General features: G+C 71.2%; 20 protein-coding genes. 5 read left to right on the top strand and 15 right to left on the bottom strand.

Going from position 1 to position 21854, the window contains the following annotated elements; all coding sequences use genetic code 11:
- Window positions 1-18: 18 nt before the first annotated feature.
- The 8 genes from ACZ6TI_RS02500 to ACZ6TI_RS02465 all read right to left on the bottom strand — a co-directional run bounded on the left by ACZ6TI_RS02500 (window position 19) and on the right by ACZ6TI_RS02465 (window position 7780).
- A complete protein-coding gene (locus ACZ6TI_RS02500; protein ID WP_465343192.1) occupies window positions 19-375 on the bottom strand; it encodes a DUF2784 domain-containing protein in 357 nt (118 codons plus the stop codon).
- A gap of 74 nt (window positions 376-449) precedes the next feature.
- Window positions 450-2033, bottom strand: a complete 1584-nt coding sequence (locus tag ACZ6TI_RS02495; protein ID WP_465343191.1) for a S1 family peptidase — start codon at window positions 2031-2033, stop codon at window positions 450-452.
- A 76-nt stretch (window positions 2034-2109) separates the two neighbouring features.
- Complete coding sequence (locus ACZ6TI_RS02490; RefSeq protein WP_465343190.1) at window positions 2110-3798, bottom strand: ribonuclease J; 1689 nt, start codon at window positions 3796-3798, stop codon at window positions 2110-2112.
- Window positions 3799-3815: 17 nt separating this feature from the next.
- On the bottom strand, window positions 3816-4709 hold the full coding sequence (gene dapA, locus ACZ6TI_RS02485) for a 4-hydroxy-tetrahydrodipicolinate synthase (protein WP_465343189.1): 894 nt from the start codon (window positions 4707-4709) through the stop codon (window positions 3816-3818).
- A 23-nt stretch (window positions 4710-4732) separates the two neighbouring features.
- Entirely contained in the window at window positions 4733-5218 is a 486-nt protein-coding gene (locus ACZ6TI_RS02480) for a dihydrofolate reductase (RefSeq protein ID WP_465343188.1), read from the bottom strand.
- A complete protein-coding gene (locus tag ACZ6TI_RS02475) occupies window positions 5215-6015 on the bottom strand; it encodes a thymidylate synthase (protein ID WP_465343187.1) in 801 nt (266 codons plus the stop codon). Before ACZ6TI_RS02475 ends, ACZ6TI_RS02480 begins: the two co-directional genes overlap by 4 nt.
- A gap of 8 nt (window positions 6016-6023) precedes the next feature.
- Entirely contained in the window at window positions 6024-6542 is a 519-nt protein-coding gene (locus ACZ6TI_RS02470; protein ID WP_465343186.1) for a DUF2752 domain-containing protein, read from the bottom strand.
- On the bottom strand, window positions 6539-7780 hold the full coding sequence (locus tag ACZ6TI_RS02465; protein WP_465343185.1) for a winged helix-turn-helix domain-containing protein: 1242 nt from the start codon (window positions 7778-7780) through the stop codon (window positions 6539-6541). Before ACZ6TI_RS02465 ends, ACZ6TI_RS02470 begins: the two co-directional genes overlap by 4 nt.
- A gap of 42 nt (window positions 7781-7822) precedes the next feature.
- Between ACZ6TI_RS02465 and ACZ6TI_RS02460 the strand changes: the two genes are divergently transcribed.
- The 3 genes from ACZ6TI_RS02460 (at window position 7823) to ACZ6TI_RS02450 (ending at window position 10278) form a co-directional block, all read left to right on the top strand.
- Window positions 7823-8335, top strand: coding sequence for a GNAT family N-acetyltransferase (locus tag ACZ6TI_RS02460; RefSeq protein WP_465343184.1), 513 nt, complete (start codon window positions 7823-7825; stop codon window positions 8333-8335).
- 9 nt (window positions 8336-8344) lie between these two features.
- Window positions 8345-8911 carry a GNAT family N-acetyltransferase gene (locus tag ACZ6TI_RS02455; protein WP_465343183.1) on the top strand — a complete coding sequence of 189 codons (567 nt, stop codon included), beginning with the start codon at window positions 8345-8347 and terminating at the stop codon, window positions 8909-8911.
- A gap of 1031 nt (window positions 8912-9942) precedes the next feature.
- Window positions 9943-10278 carry a cupin domain-containing protein gene (locus ACZ6TI_RS02450; RefSeq protein WP_465343182.1) on the top strand — a complete coding sequence of 112 codons (336 nt, stop codon included), beginning with the start codon at window positions 9943-9945 and terminating at the stop codon, window positions 10276-10278.
- A gap of 665 nt (window positions 10279-10943) precedes the next feature.
- Here the strand turns inward: ACZ6TI_RS02450 and dapB are convergent.
- The 6 genes from dapB to ACZ6TI_RS02420 form a co-directional block, all read right to left on the bottom strand.
- Window positions 10944-11690: a 4-hydroxy-tetrahydrodipicolinate reductase gene (gene dapB, locus ACZ6TI_RS02445; RefSeq protein ID WP_465343181.1), complete on the bottom strand. Its 747-nt coding sequence runs from the start codon at window positions 11688-11690 to the stop codon at window positions 10944-10946.
- 4 nt (window positions 11691-11694) lie between these two features.
- Entirely contained in the window at window positions 11695-12585 is an 891-nt protein-coding gene (locus ACZ6TI_RS02440) for a phosphatase PAP2 family protein (RefSeq protein ID WP_465343180.1), read from the bottom strand.
- 62 nt (window positions 12586-12647) lie between these two features.
- Complete coding sequence (locus ACZ6TI_RS02435; RefSeq protein WP_465343179.1) at window positions 12648-13979, bottom strand: M16 family metallopeptidase; 1332 nt, start codon at window positions 13977-13979, stop codon at window positions 12648-12650.
- On the bottom strand, window positions 13980-16292 hold the full coding sequence (locus tag ACZ6TI_RS02430; protein WP_465343178.1) for a polyribonucleotide nucleotidyltransferase: 2313 nt from the start codon (window positions 16290-16292) through the stop codon (window positions 13980-13982).
- A 198-nt stretch (window positions 16293-16490) separates the two neighbouring features.
- Entirely contained in the window at window positions 16491-16760 is a 270-nt protein-coding gene (gene rpsO / locus ACZ6TI_RS02425) for a 30S ribosomal protein S15 (RefSeq protein WP_465343177.1), read from the bottom strand.
- Between the two features lie 117 nt (window positions 16761-16877).
- Window positions 16878-17810 (bottom strand): bifunctional riboflavin kinase/FAD synthetase, encoded by a 933-nt coding sequence (locus tag ACZ6TI_RS02420; RefSeq protein WP_465343176.1) that lies wholly within the window; start codon window positions 17808-17810, stop codon window positions 16878-16880.
- Window positions 17811-17891: 81 nt separating this feature from the next.
- Here ACZ6TI_RS02420 and ACZ6TI_RS02415 point away from each other — a divergent pair, with 81 nt between their 5' ends.
- Both ACZ6TI_RS02415 and ACZ6TI_RS02410 read left to right on the top strand, forming a co-directional pair.
- Window positions 17892-20525, top strand: a complete 2634-nt coding sequence (locus ACZ6TI_RS02415) for a hybrid sensor histidine kinase/response regulator (RefSeq protein WP_465343175.1) — start codon at window positions 17892-17894, stop codon at window positions 20523-20525.
- Window positions 20522-20914: a response regulator gene (locus tag ACZ6TI_RS02410; protein ID WP_465343174.1), complete on the top strand. Its 393-nt coding sequence runs from the start codon at window positions 20522-20524 to the stop codon at window positions 20912-20914. The genes ACZ6TI_RS02415 and ACZ6TI_RS02410 overlap by 4 nt, the downstream gene beginning before the upstream one ends.
- 3 nt (window positions 20915-20917) lie before the next feature.
- Here the strand turns inward: ACZ6TI_RS02410 and truB are convergent, their stop codons facing one another.
- Complete coding sequence (gene truB, locus ACZ6TI_RS02405) at window positions 20918-21799, bottom strand: tRNA pseudouridine(55) synthase TruB (protein ID WP_465343173.1); 882 nt, start codon at window positions 21797-21799, stop codon at window positions 20918-20920.
- Window positions 21800-21854: the final 55 nt, after the last annotated feature.

The following is a 21854-nucleotide window of genomic DNA, read 5'->3' as shown; positions in this document are numbered from 1 at the left end:
AAGACGCCCATCCATCCGTCAGGCGCGCTGACCGCGCCTCCGCCAGAAGAGTCCGGCCCAGGAGATCAGCACGATCACACCCGCCACGACCATCGCCGCGCGCTCGTGACCGGCCGGATAGAAGACGCCCTCGACGTAGTTGTGCAGGAAACCGCCGGGCTTGGGCGGCATGCCGGCTCGCTCGCGGGCGCGGTCCTCGACCCAGGTCAGCGGGCACACCAGGCTCGCTGCCACCACCAGCACCAGCCAGAGGGCGCCGGCCACCTGCCACCAGATCAGCCGCGGCCAGCGCCAGGCGAGGAAGCCGCCGAGCACCCCGAAGGCCAGGAACGCGTAGTGCGCGGCCGCGGCGGCATAGGCGATGGTGCGGAACACGGTAGTGAGCCTAGACGCGGTGCTGCCCCGCCCCGGACGGAGGAAGACCGGGGCGGGGCAGCAGTCCGTGGGTGTTACGGGACCTGGAAGCCGAGCTGGTAGGCGCCGCTCCCGGAGGAGGAGACCACCACGTACCGGTAGGTGCCGGACCGGCCGTTGAAGGTCAGCTGCTTGACGTCGTCACCGGTGGCCTGCGCCACGCTGCGGAACCCGCGCACGGTCAGGCGCTGCAGCACGAGGTCGAAGTCGGCCCCGTCCGGTCCTTGGAGGCAGGCGGTCTGCCGGCCGGCGCCGGAGCGGAACGCCCCGCCGTCCGGCTGGGCCTGACCGACACCCTGGCGGGAGAGCGAGCCGTCACGCTGGATCGGCAGGTTGTCGCAGGCACCGGCCTCTTCAGCCGGCGGGTCCTCGGCGGGCGGGTCCTCGGCGGGCGGCTCTTCCGCCGGGGGCTGCTCGGCCGGAGGCTCCTGGGCGCCGCCCGAGGTGATCAGCGTCAGATCGTTCGCGGCCAGGATCTCGTTGACCGGCTGGAAGAACGTGGTGCCGCCGACCGTGCAGTCGCCGGAACCGCCGGAGGTCACGCCCTGGGCCTGGTCGCCGGAGAGCCACGGCCCACCGGAGTCGCCACCCTCGGCGCAGACGTCGGTCTGGGTCAGGCCGGTGACCGCGCCCTCGGGGTAGTTCACCGTCTGGTTCTTCGCCTGGATCACGCCGCAGCGGGTGCCCGTGGTGGAACCGGAGCGGCAGATCGCCGCGCCCACCGGGGCCTCGTCACTGCCGGCCACCGGCAGCAGCTCGCCCACGTTGCCGTTGATCGAGTTGTCGTTGACCACCGGCAGCAGCTCGTCGGCGAAGTCGCCGTTCACCGCCACGAAGCCCATGTCCGCCTCGCCGGGGAACACCGAGGCCTGCACCGTGCCCTGCGCGCCACCGCCGAGATCGGTGGTGACGTCACCCGGCTGCCCGCAGTGCCCGGCGGTCACGAACCCGCCCTGCACCGCGAAGCCGATCGAGCAGCGCGCGTTGCCGTTGATGATGTACGGGTCCGCGCCACGGACGTCGGCCAGCGGCTGCGGGCGCGGCGCGGTCTTCACCGCCACCTCGTCCCGGTCCAGCCCGGCCTCCGCGGCGAACGTCCAGGCCGACTTCGTGTCGCCGGGCTGCGCCACCACGGTCACCTTGTTGGTGGCCACGTCCACGAACCAGCCGGTGAGGTCGCCGGCATCCGATTTGGCGGCGTCCAGCTTCTCCTTGGCGGTGTCCAGCGCCTGCTCGCTGCGCTCGACCAGCACCGCTTCGGCGCCGGCGGCCTTGACCTGCCGGGCGGCGGCGCGATCGGTGACCGCGACCTTGAGCGTGGTGCCGTCGTCGGCCAGCCAGGCGCCGCCGAAGTCACTGCCGGTCTCCGCGGCCAGGGCGGACGACACGCGGCTCGCCCAGGCGGCCCGCTTGAGCCGGGCCTGCGCCTGGTCGCCGTCGACACCGAGGTCGCGCTGCATTGCCGCGAGCAGTTGGGGGGCGACACCGTCGGCCGCCACGGCACGCGGGGCCGTGCCGCCCTTCGGTGTGGTGCCCGCCATCGACGGCAACGTGAACGCCACCGCCGCCCCTGTCGCCGCTATCGCGACCGCCGCAACGGCGATCCGCTTGCGCTGCATTCTCCGTACTCCCCTCGCCACGGGCGCCGTGGGGGCGGCACCATGACCGGGGATACGGAGGAGGGCTGCGAAAGGTTCAGACTTCGACGACGGTCGGTACGATCATCGGCCGCCGTCGATAGGCGTCGTTCACCCAGCGGCCCACCGTGCGGCGCACGACCTGCTGCAATTGATGCGGATCGGTGATGCCGTCCTCGGCGGATCGGTGCAGCGCCTGGGTCAGCAACGGGATCACCGGGCTGAAGGCGTCCGGGTCCTCGGAGAAGCCCTTGGCGGAGATGCTGGGCTCGCCGACGACCTTGCCGGTGACCGAGTCGATCACCACGGTGGCCGAGATGAAGCCGCCGTCGCCGAGGATCCGGCGCTCGGTGAGCAGGGACTCGCTGACGTCGCCGACGGCCAGACCGTCCACGTACACATAACGGCTCTTGACCTTGCCGACGTGGCGGGCGTGGCCCTCGACCAGGTCGACCACGTCGCCGTCCTCGCACAGCACGACGCGGTCGGGCGCGACCCCGGACTCGATGCCGAGCTGGGCGTGCGCGCGCAGGTGCCGCCACTCGCCGTGCACCGGCATCAGGTTGCTGGGCCGGGTCACGTTCAGCAGATAGAGCAGCTCGCCGGCCGGGGCGTGACCGGACACGTGCACCTTGGCGGTCTCCTTGTGCACCACCGTGGCGCCGGCCCGGGCCAGCCGGTTGATCACGCGGTAGACCGAGGTCTCGTTGCCCGGCACCAGCGAACTGGCCAGCACGACCGTGTCGCCGGACTCGATCGAGATGTGCCGGTGGTCGCCGTTGGCCATGCGGCCCAGCGCGCTCATCGGCTCACCCTGCGAACCGGTCGACATGAAGACGATCTCGTCGGGCGGCAGGTTCGTCGCCTCGTCCATGCTGACCAGCAGGCCCTCGGGGATGCGCAGCAGGCCGAGGTCGCGGGCGATGCCCATGTTGCGGACCATGGATCGGCCGATCAGGGCGACCTTGCGCTCATATTCGTATGCCGCGTCCATCACCTGCTGCACCCGGTGCACGTGCGAGGCGAAGCTGGCCACGATGATGCGGCCACGGGCCTTGCCGAAGATCGCGCCCAGCACCGGGCCGATGTCGCGCTCCGGGGTGACGAAGCCGGGGATCTCCGCGTTCGTCGAGTCGGAGAGCAGCAGGTCGACGCCCTCGGCGCCGAGCCGCGCGAAGCCGGCCAGGTCGGTGATGCGGCCGTCCAGCGGCACCTGGTCCATCTTGAAGTCGCCGGTGTGCAGCACCAGGCCGGCCGGGGTGCGCACGGCGACCGCCAGCGCGTCCGGGATGGAGTGGTTCACCGCGAAGAACTCGCAGTTGAACGGCCCGAGCTGCTCGCTGGTCCCCTCACGCACGGTCAGCGTGTAGGGATCCAGCCGCCGCTCGGCCAGCTTGGCCTCGACCAGCGCGAGGGTGAACTCGGAGCCGACCAGCGGGATGTCCGGCTTGTGGGCGAGCAGGTAGGGCACCGCGCCGATGTGGTCCTCGTGCCCGTGGGTGAGGACGATCGCCTGCACGTCGTCGAGCCGGTCCAGGATCGGCGCGAAGTCCGGCAGGATCAGGTCGACGCCGGGCTGCTCGACGTCGGGGAAGAGCACCCCGCAGTCGATGATCAGCAGCTTGCCGTCGAATTCGAAGACCGTCATGTTGCGGCCGATGGCACCGAGGCCGCCGAGCGGGGTGACGCGCAGCGCTCCCTCGGGCAGCGGTGGAGGTGTTTCCAGCTCCACGTGAGCTTGACTCATGTATGTCTTTCCGATTGTCAGAGGTTAATGGCCGCCTCAGCGGCATCCTTACGAAGTTGATCCAGTTGCTCCGGGGTGGCGTCCACCAGCGGCAGGCGCACCGGGCCGGCCGGCTTGCCGATCGCGTTCAGCCCGGCCTTGACCAGGATGGTGCCGGGGGCGCGGAAGATGCCGGTGAACAGCGGCAATGCCCTGCGGTGCAGGGCCAGCGCGGTGGCCACGTCGCCGCGCTCGAACGCCAGGATCATGTCCTTGGTGAGCACGCCGGTGAAGTGGGTGGAGGTGCCGACGACGCCGACCGCTCCGATGGACAGCCACGGCAGCGTGGCGGCGTCCTCACCCGAATAGAACGCGAGGTCGGTGCGGCGCAGCACCTCGGAGGTGCCCTCGATGTCGCCCTTGGCGTCCTTGACCGCGACGATGGCGGGGTGCTCGGCCACCCGCAGGAGCGTCTCGGTGGCGATCGGCACACCCACCCGATGCGGGATGTCATAGAGCATCACCGGCAGGCCGGTGCTGTCCGCCACCGTGGTGAAGTGCTTGGCGATGCCCGCCTGCGGGGGCTTGTTGTAATAGGGCGTCACCACCAGCAGGCCGTGCGCCCCCGCCTTTTCCGCCGATCGGGCCAGCTCGATGGAATGCGCGGTGTTGTTCGTGCCGGCCCCCGCGACGATCTTGGCGCGATCGCCGACCGCCTCGACCACCGCGCGGATCAGGGTTTCTTTCTCCGCGTCGGTCGTGGTGGGCGACTCACCGCCGGTGCCGCTGATCACGAGCGCGTCGTTCCGCTGCTCGTCGACCAGATAGGTCGCCAGCTCCTGAGCGCCGGCGACATCCAGCGACCCGTCCGCGGCGAACGGGGTCATCATGGCGGTCAGCAGCCGTCCGAAGGGCCGCGGGTCCTGCGTCATACCCACAACCTATCGGACGGCCGTCACGCATTTCTCGGCGCTGCGGCGCGGAGGTGCTCCACCACACGCCATCGGACTCCGGTGTCCGAGATCTGCCACTCGCCGGGGGTGCACGACCAGACATCGTCGTCCAGCGGCGGCGCCCAGGCGTCTCCGTCGACGCTCAGATCGATCTCGGTGCGCACGATATGCCCGGCGTGGGGCAGGAAGGCGGCGTAGACCTGGCCGCCGCCCATCACCCAGAAGTCGTCGTACTTCGCCAGCACCTCATCGACACTCCGGGCCGTCTCCACGTCGAGCTCGGAGCTGGTGAGCACGACGTTGTGCCGGCCCGGCAGCGGCCTCCATTTCGAGGGCAGCGACTCCCAGGTGGCCCGGCCCATCACCACTGTCGAGCCCATCGTGCGCTGCTTGAAGAGGGTCTGCTCGCCGGGGATCCGCCACGGGATGGACCCGCCGGCGCCGATCACCCGGCCCTTGGCCTCGGCCCAGATCAGGTGGATGGTCATACCGCCACGGGCGCCCGCAGCGCCGGGTGGTGCTGGTAGTCGACCAGGGTGAAGTCCTCGAAGCGGTAGTCGAACAGCGACGGCCGCGGCGCCAGCTCGAGCCGCGGGAACGCGAACGCCTCCCGGGTCAGCTGCTCGCGCACCTGGTCGACGTGGTTCGCATAGACATGGCAGTCGCCGCCGACCCAGATGAACTCGCCCGGCAGCAACCCGACCTGCGCCGCGATCATGCGGGTGAGCAGCGCGTAGCTCGCGATGTTGAACGGCACCCCGAGGAACATGTCGGCGCTGCGCTGGTAGAGCTGGCAGCTGAGCCGGCCGTCGGCCACGTAGAGCTGGAACATCGCGTGGCACGGCTCGAGCGCCATCTCGGGCAGGTCGGCCACGTTCCACGCGGAGACCAGCATGCGGCGCGAGTCGGGGTTGACCCGCAACGTGTCGAGCAGCTTGGTGATCTGGTCGACGCTGCCGCCGTCCGGCGTCGGCCAGTTGCGCCACTGGTAGCCGTAGACCGGGCCCAGATTGCCGTCCGCGTCGGCCCACTCGTCCCAGATCGTGACGCCGTTTTCCCGCAGGTAGGCCGTGTTGCTGTCGCCGCGCAGGAACCAGAGCAGCTCGACCGCGACCGACTTGAAGTGCACCCGCTTGGTGGTGATCAGCGGCAGCTCGCCGCCGGACAGGTCATAGCGCAGCCGCTCGCCGAACAGGCTGACCGTGCCGGTGCCGGTGCGGTCCCCCTTCGGCGTGCCCGTCTCGAGCACCTTGCGCAGCAGCTGCTCATACTGCGTGTCGACCACGTCTCTCCCTACACGTAGAACCAGGTGAACGGCGCCCAGGGCAGGTTGCGCAGCACACTCCACACGCCCCACACCGCCAGGAACACGCCGATCACCTTAGGCGTCGGCGACAGCTGCGGCAGTTTCCAGCCGAAGGCGCGCCGACCGGCCCACGCCACATACATATAAAGCAGGAACGGGACGGCGAAGACGAACAGCGCGTGGTGCCGGGCCGCCGCCGGGACGTCGCCGTGCAGCAGGTACCACGCCGCGCGGGTGCCGCCGCAGCCCGGGCAGACGAAGCCGGTGGTGTATTTCAGCAGGCAGCTGGGGGCGTCACCGGCGCCGGCCTCGGTCGGATGGGTGAACTCCGTGTAGGCCACCGCGCTCGCCATGCACACCAGCATCGCGGCCGGGGCGGCCCAGACGGGTGAGCGGTACCAGATCCGGTGGAAGACCCGGCTGATCGGGTCGCGGCGGTGGGTCTCGACGGGCGGGTAGCCGGACCACTGCGGCGGTGGCTGCGCGGCGGCGGCGGTCTCCGTCATGGGCGCCACGGTACACCCGCGGCGCTGCTGGTCAGCGCGGCCGTCAGGGGCCCGGCCAGGTCACCGCGGACCGGCGGCTCGACCGCCTCGAGACCCAGCCAGCCGGCCAGTCTGCGCAGCTCGGCGGCGAGCGCGACGGCCGTCTCCTCCTGGTCGGCGGTCGGCTCGATCCAGGCCGCCGGGATCTGCAGCACTCCGGCCTTGCGATCGGCCTTGAGGTCGACCCGGGCGGCGAACCGGTCACCGAGCAGGAACGGCAGCACGTAGTAGCCGTAGAGCCGCTTGGGGGCCGGCACATAGATCTCGATGCGGTAACTCATGTCGAACAGCCGCTCGGTGCGCGCCCGCTCCCAGATCAGCGGATCGAACGGGCTGACCAGGGTCGCCGCCCGCACCCAGCGGGGCAGCCGGGCGTCGCGGTGCAGGTAGGCCGGCTGTTTCCAGCCCTGCACCCGCACCGGGGTGAGCGCGCCGTCCTCCACCAGCTCGGCCACCGCCTGCTTGAAGCCCTCCACCGGCAGCCGGAAATAGTCGCGCAACTCACCCTCGGCCGCCACGCCGAGCGCCCGCGCGGAGAGCTCGACCAGCGCGCGGGCGGCGTCGGGATAGGCCGGGGTCGGAGCGTCGAGCACCGCCTTGGGCAGCACCCGCTCGGTCAGGTCGTAACGCCGGGCGAAGGACGTCGTGCGCTCGGCGGCGGTCACCTGGCCCGAATAGAACAGCCACTCGAGCGCCTGCTTGACCACCGACCAGTTCCACCCCCAGTGGTCGGTGCGCCGCGGGGCGTCGTGCTCGATCTCGGCCGCGGTGATCGGCCCCCGGTTGCGCACCTCGTCGAGCACCCAGGCGACCAGGTCGGGCTGCTCACGCTCGATCCGGGTCATGCTGCCCCAGGCCAGGTCGGCGGCGCGCGCCATGCGCCAGCGGAACAGCGGCTGCAGGTCGACGGTGATCAGCGAGGCCTCGTGCCCCCAGAACTCGAACAGCTCGCGGGGTTTGCGGTAGGCCGCCCGCTCGATCAGCCCGGCGTCATAGGGGCCCAGCCGGCTGTAGAGCGGCATGAAGTGGGCGCGCTGCAACACATTGACCGAATCCATCTGGATCAGGTGCAGCCGCCGCAGCACCCGGCGCAGGTGCCGCATGTCGGTGGCGCCGCCCGGCTTGGGGTCGGCGAACCCTTGCGCGGCGAGCGTGATGCGGCGCGCCTGCGCGACGGAGAGCGTGTCCGGAAGTGTCATAACGAGATGCACCGTAATCCTGGGGTACGACAAAATCTCGCCATGGCAGACACGGAAGTCCGCGGGATCACCGACCAGGATGTCGATGCGGTGGCGTCGGTGCACGTGCGGGCATGGCAGAAGGCGTACGCCGGGATCGTGCCCGCCGAGGTGCTGTCCGCGCTCGACCCGGCCGAGTTCGCCCGGGCCCGCCGCAGCCGGCCGCCGACGCCGGGAGCGGAGACGCTGGTGGCGGTCGTCGACGGGCAGGTGACCGGGTTCGTCTCGGCGGGGCCCTACCGCGAGGACGAGCGACCGGCCGGCGAGCTCTATGCGATCTATGTGGACCCGGAGCGCTGGCGCGGCGGTGCGGGGCGGGCCCTGCTGACCGCGGCGGTCGAGCATCTGCGCCGTGCCGGCTTCACCGAGATGCTGCTCTGGGTCTTCGAGGACAACGCCGAGTCGCGCCGCTTCTATGAGCACATGGGCCTGCGCCCGGACGGCGCGAAGCAGCACTACACGCCGCGGGGCAGCACCGCCCGGCTGCCCGAGATCCGTTATGCCATGCGCCTGTAGGCTCGGCTGATGGCACTTGGCTTCGTCCGTCCCGCGCGTCCCGGCGATGCCGCGGAGATCGCCCGGATCCAGCTCAGCACGTGGCGGACGGCCTATCGCCGGATGTTCCCGCCGCACGTGCTGGCGAACATCGACGAGGCATATCTCGAGCGCGGCTGGACCGAGGCGATCACCGCGCCCCCGTCCGGGCGGCACCGGGTGCTGATCGCCGTGGAGCAGGCCGAGTCGAGCACCACGATCGTCGGGTTCTGCGCCGCGGGCCCGTCCGACGAGCAGGCCCTGGCCCCCGAGGAGCCGCCGCTGGGCGACGACGTGGCGGCGGTCACCGACCTGCTGATCGAGCCGCGCTGGGGCCGGCGCGGGCACGGAAGCCGGCTGCTCGCCGCAACAGTCGACCTGTGGCGCGAGGACGACTTCAAGTCCGCGGTCGCCTGGATCTACGACGCCGACGCCGCGATGAAGAAGTTCCTCACGTCGACCGGCTGGGAGCCGGACGGGGCCGGTCGGGCCCTGGACGTCGACGACATGCTCGTCCCGCAGCTGCGCATGCACGTCTCGCTCGCCGCCGTCGACTAGAGCCACAACCGCACAGATCAAATTCTCGAGGTCGCACCTTGGTGGTGGGTGCAGACCGCCGCTCACGCCGAGGGCCGGGCGTGCCCATCTGGCCGCGACGCGTCCAAACCAATGCGCCCACCCGGCAACGTCCGTGCCCACTCACCCCCGCCGCTACGCGGCACCCCACCGCTGCGCGCCACCCACCGCTGAGCGGCACCCTCTCTTCTGCGCGCCACCCTCACCGCGGGGCGGCACCTCGCCGCTGCACGCCACCCCACCGCCGACCGGCACCCCTCCTCAGCGCGCAGCCTCACCTCTGCGCCACCCTCACCGCCGGGCAGCACCTCGCCGCTGCACGCCACCCCTCCTCTGCGCGTCACCGCAACGCTGGGCGCCACTCCCACCGCGGGGCGCAACCTCACCGCTGCACGCCACCCCTCCTTTGCGCGCCACCCTCACCGCTGCGTGACCCAACGCTGGGCGCCATCCCCACCGCTGAGGCGGCACCTCACCGCTGCACGCCACCTCCACCGCTGGGCGGCACCTCACCGCTGCACGCCACCCTCACCGCTGGGCGGCACCGTCGCCTCTGCACCGCACTCGCCGCCGGGCGGCACCTCACCTCCGCGCGCCGCCTCCACCGCTGGGCGGCACCTCACCGCTGCACGCCACCCCCACCGCTGAGCGGCCCCCTCCTCGGCGCGCCACCCTCGCTTCTACGCCTCCCTCATCACTGGCCGGCACCTCGCCTCCGCACGCCACCCCATCCGCGCGCCACCCGCTCCTCTGCGCGCCACCAGTGGTGCGCGGAGGGTGGCCTCCGGCGGGCGCTGTAGACCTGATTCACCAAAGACTCACCGCGAGACAGCCGCTGCGTCCGTAACCCGCGACGTGGGGGAACAGGCGAGCTGATTCATCCGTGAACCAGGTCTACAGCGCTGCGAGGCAACCCGTCCCGCCTCGGCTGGACCGGCTTGACCTGGGCAGAAACTTCGTCGGGCGGGCTGGACGCCGCGACGCGGCTTTGGGCGCGCTCTAGGATCGGCTCGGTGGAGATTGTGGACTTGACCGTGGATCTGGGACGCACCGTGCTCGATCATGGGAGCGTCGGGTTTACCGCGCAGGCATTGATTCGGTCCGAGGCGGTGGCCGCGACCGTGCTGCGGATCGCCGCCGATGGGCAGATCGGGCGTCATCCGACGGTGGTCGACCAGCTCATGGTGGTGATCGCCGGCCGCGGCTCGGTGCAGGGCGGCGACGGGCTGTGGCAGGAGATCCGCGCGGGTCAGGCGGCGCTGTGGCGGGCCGGCGAGGAGCATGTCACCCGGGCCATCGAGGACATCACCGCCCTAGCCATCGAGATGCCCGGCCTGCCCTTGAGGTAAGTGGCGACGCCCGGCCTGACCCTGAAGTAGGACGCGTCGCCCGGCCCACCCCAAGCAAGACGCGACGCCCGGCCTACACCCGACGCAAATGCGACGCCCGGCCTGCGCGAGAAGCGGGACGCGGTGCCCGGTCTGACTCTGAAGTAGGACGCGACGCCCGGCCTACACCCGACGCAAATGCGACGCCCGGCCTGCGCGAGAAGCAGGACGCGGTGCCCGGTCTGACTCTGAAGTAGGACGCGACGCCCGGCCTACACTCGACGCAAATGCGACGTCCGCCCTGCCCATGAAGCAACACGTGGTGCCCGGCCTGACCCTGAAGTAGGACGCGACGCCCGGCTCACCCCACAGCAAGACGCGACGCCCAGGCTGCACCCGACGCAAATGCGACGCCCGGTCTGCCCGTGCAGCAACACGCGGTGCCCGGCCTGACCCTCAAGTAGGACGCGTCGCCTGGCCCACCCCAAGCAAGACGCGAGGCCCGGCCCGCCCTGAGGCAAGACGCGGTGCCTGGCCAGTCTTGTTGTGGGAGGCTCGGCCACGCACGCAGCGTGAAGGGTGCGCGTGCTGGTTTGGACGCGCCAGCGGCCTTGGTGCGCACGCCCGGCCCGGCGGGAGCTGCGGCGCGCAACCACCCACCAGGTGCGACCCGAAGAATTTGATCTTCAGTCGAGGAGTGCGTCGAGCCCGATCGTCAGGCCCGGGCGGTCCACCACCGCGCGCACCGCCAGCAGCACGCCGGGCATGAAGGACGCCCGGTCCAGCGAATCGTGCCGGATGGTCAGCGTCTCGCCCGCGGTGCCGAACAGCACCTCCTGGTGGGCGACCAGGCCCGAGGCCCGGACCGCGTGCACGCGGACCCCGTCGATGTCCGCGCCGCGTGCGCCCGCCAGCTCTTCCTTGGTGGCGTCGGGCATCGGCGCGCAACCCGCCTCGGCCCGCGCCGCCGCGATCAGTCGTGCGGTGTGCGTCGCGGTGCCGGACGGTGCGTCCAGTTTGCGCGGGTGGTGCTGCTCGATGATCTCGACCGATTCGAAGTAGCGCGCCGCGCGCTGCGCGAACTGCATCATCAGGACCGCGCCGATCCCGAAGTTCGGCGCGATCATGACGCCGACCCCGGGTTTGGCGGCGAGCCAGCCGCGCACCTGGTCGAGCCGCTCGTCGGTGAAGCCAGTGGTGCCGACGACCATGTGGATGCCCTGGTCGATCGCCCACCGCACGTTGTCCATGACCACGTCGGGCGTGGTGAAGTCGACGAAGACCCGGGCGCCGGCCTGGCGTGCGTCGCCCTCGTCGACCGTCGCGACCAGGTCCAGGTCGTCGGCCGCCTTGACCGCCTTGCACACCTCGAGGCCCATCCGGCCGCGGGCGCCGAAGACGCCGACCGGAATCGGCTGCTGCACGTCACTCACCGCGTCAACCTAGCCCATCCCGGCGACGCTGCCACCAGCGCTCCGCGGGACCCACGACGACGAACACGATGCCCACATAGGCCCAGCCGACCAGCACGTCGATCACCCAGTGCTCGGCGGTGTAGACCAGCGTGAAGGTCATCGCCAGCGGATAGGCCAGCAGCAGCGGCCACCAGCGCCGGCGCACCATCGGCAGGAAGAACACGACGGCCATGAACGCAAACGCGGTGTGCAGCGACGGCATCGCCGCGACCGGGTTGGACGCCTCCACCTGCAGCGCGTTGAGTGTGTTGCCGGCGCCGTGCAGGCCGATCGCGTCCCAGCCGTTGGTGGAGATGCGGGTCGCCTCGATCAGCGAGCCGTGCTCGGGTTCGGCGGCCCACCACGGCGGCGCGGCGGGATAGAGGAAGTACGTGATCAGCCCGAAGACGCAGAGCGTGAACCAGCGGCGCATGAAGCGGGCCCACTGCGGGCGCGAGCGCATCCACAGCAGCACCGCGATGGTCGGCACGGTCAGGAAGTGCGAGAAGTAGACGATCGAGACGACCACCTCCCACCACTGCACGACGCCGGGCTGCCAGAGGTGCTGCTGCAGCCACGCGGTCGGCACCTGGCCGCCGGTGAACCAGCCGAACATCAGCTCGTCGGCGTCGATCAGCTCGTGCACGTGCGGCGCGAACAGGTTGTCGGCGTAGCCGCGGGAGATGTTGTAGACCGCGAGCAGCACGCAGATCGGCAGCCAGTCGCGCAGGAACAGCAGGTGCTGCCGCCACGGCAGCTCGCTGCGCCAGGCGATGGTGGCCAGCCAGAGCCAGCCGAACGCGATCAGCGGGTCGCTGGTCGGCACGCCGATGAAGTACGTGCCGACCGCGAACAGCACCGCCCACACGGTCATGCCGATGATGCGGCGCCTGCGTCTGCTTTCGACGGGCGGCGGGGTCGGAGTGAGCGTGGTGGTCATCGCCGGTCGAACGAGCCCGCTTCGAACGGTCCCACGACGGCCATCGACATCGGCGGGCTGAGCAGGTCGTGAGCGACCGCGTTCACCTCGTCGAGGGTCACCGCGTCGACCTTGGCGAGCAGCTCGTCGACCGACAGCAGATCGTCGAAGAGCATCTCGGACTTGGCGATCCGGCTCATCCGCGAGCCGGTGTCCTCGAGCCCGAGCACATAGGCCCCCTTGACCATGCCCTTGCCACGCGACACCTCCTCGGCCGTCACGCCCTTGGCGGCGACCGCGGCCAACTCGGTGCGGGTCAGGTCGAGCACCTCGTCCACCTTGCCCGGCGCGCAGCCCGCATAGACCCCGAACAGGCCGGCGTCCGCGTATTGCGTGTCGTAGGAGTAGACCGAGTAGGCCAGCCCGCGCTTCTCCCGGATCTCCTGGAAGAGCCGGCTGGACATGCCGCCGCCCAGCACGTTGTTCATGATGCCGAGGGCGAACCGGCGCTCGTCGAGCCGGCCGATGCCGGCCCCGCCGAGCACGATGTGTGCCTGCTCGGTGTCGCGGGTCCGGACGATGGTCTGCGGCGGCAGCATCTTGACCTTGCCGGCCGGGCGACGGTTTTCCGGCGGCGCCTCTTTGACGGAGAGTGCCGTCCCGGCCAGCGCCTTGCGGACCAGCCGCACCACGACCGCGTGGTCGAGGTTGCCGGCCGCCGCGATGACGATCCGCGGACCGGTGTAGCGACGGCGGTAGAAGCCGTTGATCTGGGTGCGCGTCATCGGGGAGATGGTCTCCTCGGTGCCCGAGATCAGCCGGCCGAGCGGCGTGGAGGGCCCGAACATCGCCTCGGTGAAGACGTCGTGCACCTCGTCACCGGGCTCGTCCTCGTGCATGGCGATCTCTTCCAGGATCACGCCACGCTCGGTCTCCACGTCGGCCGGGTCGAGGATCGAGTTGGCCACCGCGTCGCACAGCACGTCGACCGCGAGCGGCAGGTCGGCGTCCAGCACCCGCGCGTAGTAGCAGGTGTATTCCTTGGTGGTGAAGGCGTTGGTCTCGCCGCCGACCGCCTCGATCTCGGCCGAGATGTCCAGCGCGGTGCGCTTCTCGGTGCCCTTGAAGAGCAGGTGCTCGAGGAAGTGCGAGGCGCCGGACATGGTGGCGGTCTCGTCGCGCGAGCCGACGTTGACCCACACCCCGACCGAGGCGCTGCGGGTGGTGGGGATGGCTTCGGTGACGATGCGGACGCCACTGGGCAGGACGGTCCGGCGTACGCCGTCCTGCAGTGTCTGGGTAAGAACGCGGGCCGGCCTTCCGGCCGGCCCGCGGTCGATCTTCGTCATTTAGGAGTCGCGGCCGCCGCCGCCGGACCGCTGCCGACGCCGGCGCGGCTCGCCGCCACCGTCGCGGGGACCACGGTCCTCACGAGGCGGGCGGTCGCCGGAGCCTTCCGAAGGCGCAGCCGCGGCCGGCGCCTCGGCGCCCTCCGGGCGGACCTTGTCCAGGTAGATCTTGCCGCGGGCGTCGATGTCCGCGATGGACACCTCGACCTTGTCGCCGACGTTCAGGAAGTCCTCGACCTTGTCGACCCGCTTGCCGTCGCCCACCTTGGAGATGTGCAGCAGGCCGTCGCGGCCGGGCAGCAGCGAGATGAACGCGCCGAACGCGGCCGTCTTCACCACCGTGCCGAGGAACTTGTCGCCGGACTTCGGCATGGTCGGGTTGGCGATCGCGTTGATCCGCTCGACCGCGGCCTCGGCGGCCGGGCCGTTCGTCGCACCGACGTAGATCGTGCCGTCGTCCTCGATGGAGATGTCGGCGCCGGTCTCGTCCTGGATCGCGTTGATGGTCTGGCCCTTCGGCCCGATCACCATGCCGATCTTGTCGACCGGGATCTTGACGGAGGTGACGCGCGGGGCGTACTCCGACATCTCGGCCGGGGCGTTGATCGCCTGCTCCATCACCCCGAGGATGGTGGCGCGGGCGTCGTGCGCCTGCTGCAGAGCGCCGGCCAGCACGTCCGACGGGATGCCGTCGAGCTTGGTGTCCAGCTGCAGGGCGGTGACGAACTCGCTGGTGCCGGCGACCTTGAAGTCCATGTCGCCGAACGCGTCCTCGGCGCCCAGGATGTCGGTCAGCGCGACGTACTGCGTCTTGCCGTCGACCTCGTCCGAGATCAGGCCCATCGCGATGCCGGCCACCGGCGCCTTCAGCGGCACACCGGCGCCGAGCAGGGACAGCGTCGAGGCGCAGACCGAGCCCATCGAGGTCGAACCGTTGGACCCGAGGGCCTCGGAGACCTGGCGGATAGCGTAGGGGAACTCCTCGCGCGTCGGCAGCACCGGCACGAGAGCCCGCTCGGCCAGCGCGCCGTGCCCGATCTCGCGGCGCTTCGGCGAGCCCACCCGGCCGGTCTCACCGGTCGAGTAGGGCGGGAAGTTGTAGTTGTGCATGTAGCGCTTGGACTTCTCCGGCGCCAGCGTGTCGAGCGACTGCTCGAGCCGCAGCATGTTCAGCGTGGTGACGCCCAGGATCTGGGTCTCGCCGCGCTCGAACAACGCCGAGCCGTGCACCCGCGGCAGCACGCCGACCTCGGCGGTCAGCGGGCGGATGTCGCGCGGGCCGCGGCCGTCCATCCGGACCTGGTCGCGCAGCACGCGGCCGCGGACCTCGGACTTGGTCAGCGAGCGGAACGCGGCGCTGACCTCCTTCTCTCGGCCTTCGAACTGCGGGCCGACGGTCTCGACGGCCTTGGCCTTGACCCGGTCGAGGGCTTCCTCGCGGTCGGCCTTGCCGGCGATCTTGAGAGCCTCGGACAGCTCGGCCTTGGCCACGTCGGACACGGCCGAGTAGACGTCGTCCTGGTAGTCCAGGAAGACCGGGAACTCGGCGACCGGCTTGGCGGCGATCTCGGCGAGCTCGCTCTGCGCGCGGCACAGCTCACGGATGGCCGGCTTGGCGGCCTCGAGCCCGCTGGCCACGACCTCCTCGGTCGGCGCCACGGCGCCGGCCTGGATCAGCTTGATCGCGTGCGGGGTGGCCTCGGCCTCGACCATCATGATCGCGACGTCGCCGTCCGGCAGCGTGCGGCCGGCCACGACCATGTCGAAGGTGGCCCGCTCGAGCTCCTCGAGGGTGGGGAACGCGACCCACTGGCCCTCGACGTGCGCGACGCGGGTGCTGCCGACCGGGCCGCTGAACGGCAGGCCGGAGAGCTTGGTGGACATCGACGCGGCGTTCATGGCGACGACGTCGTAGGGGTGTTGCGGGTCGAGCGCGAGGATGGTCTCGACGACCTGGACCTCGTTGCGCAGGCCCTTGGTGAACGACGGGCGCAGCGGCCGGTCGATCAGGCGGCAGGTGAGGATGGCGTCCTCGCTGGGACGGCCCTCACGGCGGAAGAACGAGCCGGGGATCCGGCCCACCGCGTACATCCGCTCCTCGACGTCGACGGTCAGCGGGAAGAAGTCGAAGTGCTCCTTCGGCTGCTTGCCGGCCGTGGTCGCGGAGAGGACGGTGGTCTCGCCCAGCTGGACGATGACCGAGCCGGCCGCCTGACGGGCGAGCCGGCCGGTGGAGAAGGTGATCTCACGGGTGCCGAAGGCCCCGTTGTCGATCACCGCGGTGCGGGACTCTGTCCCCAAAGCGTCTGACATGTGTTGCGGTGCTCCTTCGTCGAAGGACCCGGCGGTCTGCACAGCGCGGTGTTCCTCAGGCTGGCCGGTCTTCGATCGAAGTGCCCAGGAATCAGAGCCTGGGTACCACTACCGAGGACCGGTGCCGTGGTGCCTGTGGCCGCGCGGGTCCGGTGGTAAAGCGCGGGGGAGCGGCCGGTCGGCCACTCCCCCGTCAGGTCATCGGCGCAGGCCGAGACGCTCGATCAGCGTCCGGTAGCGGGCGATGTCCTTCTTCTGCACGTAGTTGAGCAGGCGGCGCCGGCGGCCGACCAGCAGCAGCAGCCCGCGGCGGCTGTGGTGGTCGTGCTTGTGGATCTTCAGGTGCTCGGTGAGGTCGGCGATCCGCTTCGTCAGCATCGCGACCTGCACCTCGGGCGACCCGGTGTCGCCGTCCTGCGCCTTGTACTCATCGATGATCTTGGTCTTGGTCTCTTGGTCGAGCGCCATGTTCTCCGTGATTCTGTGTTGCCGTTCGATGCCGGATAAACCTCGCGGCCCGCGGCGTCGGGCAGGCAGGCGAGCCCGGTCGCTGGTGAACTCCAGCGCTCCAACCCTACCAGCCGGTCAGCTGAGCATCGCGCGGGTCTGCTCGACGTCCTCCCGGATCTGGGCGACCAGCGGCTCGATGCCCTCATAGGCCCGCTGCTCCCGCAGGTGCGCGACGAAGTCCAGGCTCACCCGCTCGCCGTAGAGGTCACCGGCGAAGTCCAGCACGTAGGCCTCCACCCGGCGCTCACGCCCGGAGAAGGTCGGGTTGGTGCCGACCGACACCGCGGCCATCTGCCGCCCCGCGTGCACCCCACCGCGCACCAGCCAGGCCGCGTAGACCCCGTCGGCCGGGATGGCCGCGTAGCGGTGACACATCAGGTTGGCGGTCGGGAAGCCGATCTCGCGGCCGCGCTGATCGCCGCGGACCACCACGCCACCCAGGCGGTGCGGCCGGCCGAGCGCGGCGGCCGCGGCCCGGACGTCCCCGGCGTCCACACAACTGCGGATGTACGTGGACGAGAACACCACGCCATCAGCGGACACGAGCGGCGCCTCCTCGACCGTGAAGCCGAACGACCGCCCCATCGCGGTGAGAAGCGTCACGTCGCCGGCCGCCCGGTGCCCGAAGCGGAAGTTGTCGCCCACCACCACCACGGCCGCGTGCAGCGCGTCGACCAGCACGTCGTGCCCGAACGCCTCGGGGCTGAGCTGGGAGAACGCGGGGGTGAACGGCACCACGCAGAGGGCGTCCACGCCCAGCTGCTCGATCAGCTCGGCCTTGCGCACCGGCTCGGTGAGCACCGCCGGGTGCGAACCCGGGCGCACCACCTCGGACGGGTGCGGGTCGAACGTCACCACCACCGACTGCACGCCCAGATCACGGGCCCTTTTCACGGTGTGGCCGATGATCGCCTGGTGGCCGCGGTGCACCCCGTCGAAGACGCCGATCGTGACCACCGAACGGCCCCAGCCGCCGGGCACCGCCTCATACCCCCGCCAGCGCTGCATCCCGCCCTCTCCTTCGATGCATCCCAGGGGACAGCGTATCGGCCTGCTGACAGGTGTAGAAAAGGTACGATTCGTACTGGTATGGGAGCTGACTGGTCCGTCGTCGTTCTGTTCGCCGCGGAGTTGACCTTTGCGGCGCTGTTCGTCCGTTCCCTGATCGGCTACCTGCGCCGCCGTGACCCGCTGCAGCGCGACATCACCTGGGTCTTCCTGCCGCCGGCCGTGCTCTTCGCGATGGACGTGGGCGTGGCGCTGCCCGGCGAACTGCCGCACTGGGTCCCCGCGGCCGCCACCATGATCGTGCTGACCCAGCCCAGCCTGACCGTGCGGCTGGCCGCGCGGCTGCGCTCGGTGCCCCGCCGGGTCGAGCTGGTTGTGCTGCTGACCTGGGTGTTCGTGGCCGGCGCCCGGTTCTTCGCGGGCGCCGAGGTGCCGAGCGTGGCGTTGGCCCTGGTGGTCGTGGTCTTCATGCTCGGCGAGGGGATCGCGGCCGGGCTGCTCTATGGCAAGGCACGTCGCCGCACCGGCGCCAACCGCGCCCGGCTGACCATCGCGGCGGCCGCCACGCTCGCCTTCGGCGGCATGATCGCGCTGATCGGCGTCGGCAGCTTCGAGCAGATCCCCAACCTGATCATCGGCGGCCGGCTGCTGGCCGTACTCAGCGGCCTGGGCTACCTGGTGGCCTTCGCACCGCCGCGGTTCCTGCGCCGGGCCTTCTCCGCCTCGGCCGCCCAGCGGGTCACCGAGCGGCTGCTGCGCGCCCCGGTCGACTCCCCCGAGCAGGTCTGGCAGATCTACGCCGAGATCATGCGGGTGCAGACCGGCGCGGACGGCGTGGCGGTGCTGATGCCCCGGCCGGACGGCCAGCTGGCCACCATCGGCTACTCCGGGCCGTCCATCCCGACGCCGGAGGGGCTGGACAACGCCGACCTCACCGCACTGATCCGGGCCGGGCAGCCGGCCCGGCTGCGCGAGGGCGCCCAGGCGCTGGTCGCACACTACGGCGACGACTTGAGCGACGACTTCGTGACGGTGCTGAGCATGCCGGTGCCGCCGGAGGTCGAGGGCGCGGTGCTGCTCTTCAACCGGCACCGCACCCTGTTCAGCGACGACGACCTGCGGCTGCTGGCCTCGCTGGGCGGGCAGGCCGGGGTCCTGGCCGAGCGGCAGGCGGTGATGTCGGCGCAGCGGCGGCTGGCCGGTGAGCTGAGCGCCTCGGTGGAGGCGCTGACCCGGGCCAGCCAGGCGAAGAGCTCGTTCCTGGCGAACATGAGCCACGAGTTGCGCACCCCGCTGAACGCGATCATCGGCTTCAGCGACCTGATGCGGCTGGAGGAGCCGGACGGTGACCGCCGCAAGGTGCCGGCCGAGTGGATCGAGCACATCCACACCAGCGGGCGGCACCTGCTCGGCCTGATCAACGACATCCTGGACCTGGCCAAGGTCGAGGCCGGCGGGCTGGATCTGCGGCTCGCCCCGCTGCGCGCCGACACCGCGGTGTCCCAGCTGCTCACCGGCCTGATGCCGCTGATCACCACCAAGCGGCTGAGCATCGAGACCGACCTGGCCGAGGCGACCGCGCTGGCCGACCGGGTGCGGTTCCGGCAGATCGTCGAGAATCTGCTCTCCAACGCGATCAAGTTCACCTCCGAGGGCGGCCGGATCACGGTCACCGTGCGCGCGTCCGAGGAGCACGTCGACGTGGTGGTCGCGGACGACGGCATCGGCATCGCGCCCGCCGACCAGGAGCGCGTCTTCGAGGAGTTCCAGCAGGCCGGCGACGACGAGGGCCGGCGCGCGGGCACCGGCCTCGGCCTGGCGCTCACGAAGCGCCTCGTCGAGGCCCACGAGGGCGAGATCTCGCTGGTCTCGGCGCCGGGTCAGGGCAGTGCCTTCTCGGTACGCCTGCCGGCCGCCCCGCTGATCCGCACACTTCCGGAGGCCGGCGACGCCCCGCTGGTGCTGCTGATCGAGGACGACCCGCAGTCCGCCGAGCTGCTCCGGGCCCAGCTCGCCCTGGCCGGCTACCGGGTCGACGTGGCCGGCAGCGGCGAGGCCGGGCTGAGCGCGGCGGGCGCCAACCCGCCGGACGCGATCCTGCTGGACGTGACCCTGCCCGGCATCGACGGCTGGGAGGTGCTCCGCCGGCTCAAGGCGGACAACCGGCTGGCCGGCATCCCGGTGTTCTTCGCCAGCATCCTCGACGAACGCGCGGCCGGCCTGGAGCTGGGCGCGAACGACTACTTCGTCAAGCCGGTGGACCAGGCCGCCCTGCTCGGCGCGCTGGCACAGACGCTGGCCGACCGCACCAGCCCGCGGGTGCTGGTGGTGGACGCCGACGACGAGGTGCGGCACGCCATCGAAGCGGGGCTGCGGGCCGGCGGCGCCGACGTGGTGGCCTGCGCCGAGAGCCGCGACGGGCTGGCACTGAGTCGCGCCGAGCACTTCGACCTGATCGTCTGCGACATGCAGACCACCGACGTGGACGGCTTCAGCCTGATGGCCGCGATGGCCGCGGACTCCGCACACACCCCGGTGATCGGCCTGTCCACGACCACCGGCGCGGACCCGTCCGACGCGGCGCCGCTGGTCGCCACCGCGATGGCCGGCGGCGTGCTGGCCGAGGCGATGGCCGGCGGCGCCGGCTGGGAGACCCTGGCACCGCTGCTGGGCAAACGCCCGGAACATCCGGGTCCGAGAAAGGACGATCTGTGAGCACCATCCTCCTGGTGGAAGACGAAGAGCTGAACCGGACGCTGGTGAAAGCGGTGCTGTCCCGCGCCGGGATCGATTCGGTGCGGCAGGCCGAGATCGTCGACGCGTCCACCCTGGCGGCGGCCCGGCAGCGACTGACCACCGAGCCGATCGACCTGGTGCTGCTGGACATGAACCTGCCGGACGGCAACGGCCTGACCCTGGCCCGCGAGCTGGCCGGTGGGCAGATCGACCCGGCCGGGCCGCGGCCGGTGGTGGTCGCGGTGACCGCGAGCGTGCTGCCGCAGGACCGGGCGGCCGCGATCGAGGCCGGCTGCGACGGGTTCCTGGACAAGCCCTATGCGGCCGCGGACCTGGTGGCGGTGGTCGCCCAGCACCTGCCCGGCTGATCCTCAGGCCGCGGCGAGCACGATCTCGGCGCGCGCTCGGCCGTCGCGCTCGCTGACGATCGCCAGCAGGGCGCCGGCCTCGTCGAACACCGCGTACGGCCCCTCGATGCCGGCCGGCGCGAGCGGGCCGCCGTGGCTGAGCACCTTGGCCTCCTCCGCGGACGCCACCCGTTCGGTGAACGCCCGCCGGGCCGCCTGCGCCATCGGCAGGTTCACCACATCCGGTGCCGCCTCCTCGAGCTGGGCGAGCGTCGACGACTCGGCCAGCGTGAAGCCGCCGACCGCCGTGCGGCGCAGCGCGGTGAGGTGGCCGCCGACGCCGAGCGTGGCGCCGAGGTCGCGAGCGACGGCCCGGATGTACGTGCCGGACGAGCAGGTCACGTCGACGTCCACATCGAGCACGTCGCCGTCCCGGCGGATGCCGAGCACGTCCAGCCGGGACACGGTCACCCGGCGGGCCGGCAGCTCGACCGCTTCGCCGTCGCGTACCCGTTTGTAGGCTCTCTCGCCGTTGATCTTGATCGCGCTGACCGCACTGGGGACCTGGGAGATCTCGCCGGTCTGCGCGGACAACCCGGCCCGGATCGCCTCGTCGGTGATCGCGGCGGCCGAGGACCGGCCGGTGACCTCGCCCTCGGCGTCGTCGGTGAGCGTGCTCTCGCCGAGCCGGATGGTGGCCAGATAGCTCTTGCCCGCGCCGATCACATAGGTGAGCAGCCGGGTCGCCTTGTTGACCCCGATGACCAGCACGCCGGTGGCCATCGGGTCGAGCGTGCCACCGTGGCCGACCCGCCGGGTCTTGGCCAGGCGGCGGACCCGGGCCACCACGTCGTGCGAGGTCATGCCACCGGGTTTGTCCACCACGATCAGTCCGTCGGTCACCACCCGGCCACCCTATTGCCCTGGTTCCGGACGGTAGCGCGCGGTCCGGCGGCAAGTC

It is taken from the genome of Actinoplanes sp. NPDC051388, assembly GCF_055586225.1.
Note: the sequence above shows the minus strand (reverse complement) of the source record. Positions and strands in the feature narration are given on the sequence as shown.

What these genes read in the sequence shown, in the direction of transcription:
- ACZ6TI_RS02460 (WP_465343184.1), top strand. Translation starts at nt 7,823, where the DNA reads ATGGCAGACACGGAAGTCCGCGGGATCACCGACCAGGATGTCGATGCG.
- rpsO (WP_465343177.1), bottom strand. Translation starts at nt 16,760, where the DNA reads ATGGCGCTCGACCAAGAGACCAAGACCAAGATCATCGATGAGTACAAG.
- ACZ6TI_RS02430 (WP_465343178.1), bottom strand. Translation starts at nt 16,292, where the DNA reads ATGTCAGACGCTTTGGGGACAGAGTCCCGCACCGCGGTGATCGACAAC.
- ACZ6TI_RS02470 (WP_465343186.1), bottom strand. Translation starts at nt 6,542, where the DNA reads ATGACGGAGACCGCCGCCGCCGCGCAGCCACCGCCGCAGTGGTCCGGC.
- dapA (WP_465343189.1), bottom strand. Translation starts at nt 4,709, where the DNA reads ATGACGCAGGACCCGCGGCCCTTCGGACGGCTGCTGACCGCCATGATG.
- ACZ6TI_RS02440 (WP_465343180.1), bottom strand. Translation starts at nt 12,585, where the DNA reads ATGACCGTGTGGGCGGTGCTGTTCGCGGTCGGCACGTACTTCATCGGC.
- ACZ6TI_RS02435 (WP_465343179.1), bottom strand. Translation starts at nt 13,979, where the DNA reads ATGACGAAGATCGACCGCGGGCCGGCCGGAAGGCCGGCCCGCGTTCTT.
- ACZ6TI_RS02490 (WP_465343190.1), bottom strand. Translation starts at nt 3,798, where the DNA reads ATGAGTCAAGCTCACGTGGAGCTGGAAACACCTCCACCGCTGCCCGAG.
- ACZ6TI_RS02465 (WP_465343185.1), bottom strand. Translation starts at nt 7,780, where the DNA reads ATGACACTTCCGGACACGCTCTCCGTCGCGCAGGCGCGCCGCATCACG.
- ACZ6TI_RS02415 (WP_465343175.1), top strand. Translation starts at nt 17,892, where the DNA reads ATGGGAGCTGACTGGTCCGTCGTCGTTCTGTTCGCCGCGGAGTTGACC.
- ACZ6TI_RS02480 (WP_465343188.1), bottom strand. Translation starts at nt 5,218, where the DNA reads ATGACCATCCACCTGATCTGGGCCGAGGCCAAGGGCCGGGTGATCGGC.
- ACZ6TI_RS02495 (WP_465343191.1), bottom strand. Translation starts at nt 2,033, where the DNA reads ATGCAGCGCAAGCGGATCGCCGTTGCGGCGGTCGCGATAGCGGCGACA.
- ACZ6TI_RS02455 (WP_465343183.1), top strand. Translation starts at nt 8,345, where the DNA reads ATGGCACTTGGCTTCGTCCGTCCCGCGCGTCCCGGCGATGCCGCGGAG.
- ACZ6TI_RS02420 (WP_465343176.1), bottom strand. Translation starts at nt 17,810, where the DNA reads ATGCAGCGCTGGCGGGGGTATGAGGCGGTGCCCGGCGGCTGGGGCCGT.